Annotated in this window: 3 protein-coding genes; 1 reads left to right on the top strand and 2 read right to left on the bottom strand. The window is 44.5% G+C overall.

Going from position 1 to position 2,135, the window contains the following annotated elements; translation table 11 throughout:
- The first annotated feature begins 380 nt into the window (after nt 1-380).
- Nucleotides 381-953 (top strand): Uma2 family endonuclease, encoded by a 573-nt coding sequence (locus F6K46_RS39400; protein ID WP_075896835.1) that lies wholly within the window; start codon nt 381-383, stop codon nt 951-953.
- A 57-nt stretch (nt 954-1,010) separates the two neighbouring features.
- Here F6K46_RS39400 and F6K46_RS39405 read toward each other — a convergent pair whose 3' ends face one another.
- Both F6K46_RS39405 and F6K46_RS39410 read right to left on the bottom strand, forming a co-directional pair.
- Nucleotides 1,011-1,349, bottom strand: coding sequence for a hypothetical protein (locus tag F6K46_RS39405; RefSeq protein ID WP_229415196.1), 339 nt, complete (start codon nt 1,347-1,349; stop codon nt 1,011-1,013).
- A 493-nt stretch (nt 1,350-1,842) separates the two neighbouring features.
- Complete coding sequence (locus tag F6K46_RS39410) at nt 1,843-2,025, bottom strand: hypothetical protein (RefSeq protein WP_293068599.1); 183 nt, start codon at nt 2,023-2,025, stop codon at nt 1,843-1,845.
- Nucleotides 2,026-2,135 lie beyond the last annotated feature (110 nt).

Below are 2,135 nucleotides of genomic sequence, written 5' to 3' on the forward strand. Positions count from 1 at the left end.
GAAAAAGCTCTCCACTCTATCCTCCCTCAGCTTGTTGTCTGCATACTATTAACTGATATCCTCCGATTGCAACCTCTGCTCCTTGCACAGGGAATTGATATCAACATTTCTTGGTGCAAGATGTGAGAGTCCTAATCTCGAGTGCGATCGCATAGCGTGACCTACGGTCAATCGCATAAGCGCGGAAGCTTCCCTTCATCGCGTAGCGGCTCAATGGGCGCGCATCCCTTGTTCTCGATTCTTGTATGATTGTCCTATAGGAGAGACTTGACCACTATAGGGTACCGTGTAGGAATTGTGAGAATTTTTGATGCCATATTCGCTACTCCCTTTTCCCTACTCCCTGTTCCCTGTTCCCTGTTCCCTGTTCCCTTTGCTATATGACTCCTTTGGCATTAAATTTAGACACCATTGAGCTGACTGACGAACAGTTCTATCAGCTATGTCAGAATAACCGCGAGTTACAGTTTGAACGAACGGCCAAGGGAGAATTAATTATCATGCCACCTGTTGGCGGAGAGAGCGGCAATCGAGAAGCAGATTTAATTATTGATTTGGGAATTTGGAATCGGCAAACTGGTCTCGGTTATACTTTCAGTTCCTCCACTGTATTTAAGTTGCCCAATGGCGCAAATCGTTCTCCTGATTGCGCTTGGATTCAAAGGGAACGTTGGGAAGCCCTTACCCCAGAACAAAGACGCAAGTTTCCCCCGATTGTACCGGATTTTGTGATTGAGTTAAGGTCAGCAACGGATGATTTGGAAATGCTGCGTTCTAAGATGGGGGAATATAGGGATGTAGGGGTACAGTTGGGATGGTTGATTAATCCCCAACAGCAGCAAGTGGAAATTTATTGTCAAGGGCAAGAGGTAGTGGTGCGAAACCTTCCCACGGAATTATCTGCTGAGAATCTATTGCCTGGATTTAGGTTACGTTTACCCAGATACTTGTAGGGCGACAGGAATATAGGTTTTGCTCATTGAGCCTTAGCCTTTAGCTTCAAAAATGCCCTAGCTTTGGCGATTCTGACAATATGCTCTAAATATTGATAATGTTGCCATAGTTGTTCCTCGGCTGGAGTCAAACCTACTGTCCGATTTTTCTCTAAGAGAATAGATAACTGAGATTGTAAGGCTAGATTGTAAGGCTTCTGAGGGGCGTAGAGCAATAATAGCTGATTCTGTAGGGAGGCTTGCCAAAAATTCCCAGACTTCAGCCAGACCAGAAAAACCTTCTTGAGGAATAGCATTAAATTCTCGCAATCCTAAGGCTATAATTTGAGGTAGCTGATCACAAAAGGGTTGAAGCTGAGTGACAACTTCATCAGGTAGATCAAAGGTAACTTCCATTGGCTTTTCTTTCTGGGATTGTTATAACATTAAATCCATTTTAGTTATTCAATCATGGATGTAGGACTCAATTAAAATCGACTAGTTGTAGATTTTACCATGGGAGTATTAATCCTAGGATAAGCCATTCCATTACTGATAATTTAAACAGCTGCGTTACACTTTGTGATGCTGGTGGCGAAATATTGTGCAACATTAGCCTGGGACAGTATTTAGAGCTCATTGCTAGAAATGCGAGTACCAGGGAGAGGAATCCCTTGAACCCAAGCCAACAGAAGCGCTTTGATTGATAGCCGTTGCAGTCATGACATGTTGCAAATGGGTTTTGGCCAGTCCAAGGGTAGCGGCTGTGTCGGTAACATACGCCAGTAACAGCTTGAGAAATCGTTCCTTCAATGCCTGCCCGGAGGCCGTAGTATTTCCACCATTGTGGTGAGGCTTGCTGCTCACGGGCTTGTAGTAAAGCAAGTTGGCTGAGCTATAGGTTGTAAGGTCAAAGTCCGGGGAGCTTTGAGGGAGCGAGTACACAACTAAAGTACGGAAGCATCAAGGGCATATGGATTTGGTAAACTCGATGGGTTTTAATGGGCGTATCTAGACGATTATCAAGACGTTCTAGCCAAGTGCGGGTTTGATGTCCCTCAGGGCAAGTGGCCTGCTGCTGAGGGGGTGACATGCAAGCTAAAATCCTTATTGGGTAATACTTTCAGCCGATATGTTACAAAAAGATACATACTAGTTTGGCCTGACCTTGGACGTAGTTATAAGGGTTTTAGCTTCTAGAAC

The organism is Moorena sp. SIO3E8, assembly GCF_010692445.1.
GTDB classification, from domain to species: domain Bacteria; phylum Cyanobacteriota; class Cyanobacteriia; order Cyanobacteriales; family Coleofasciculaceae; genus Moorena; species Moorena bouillonii.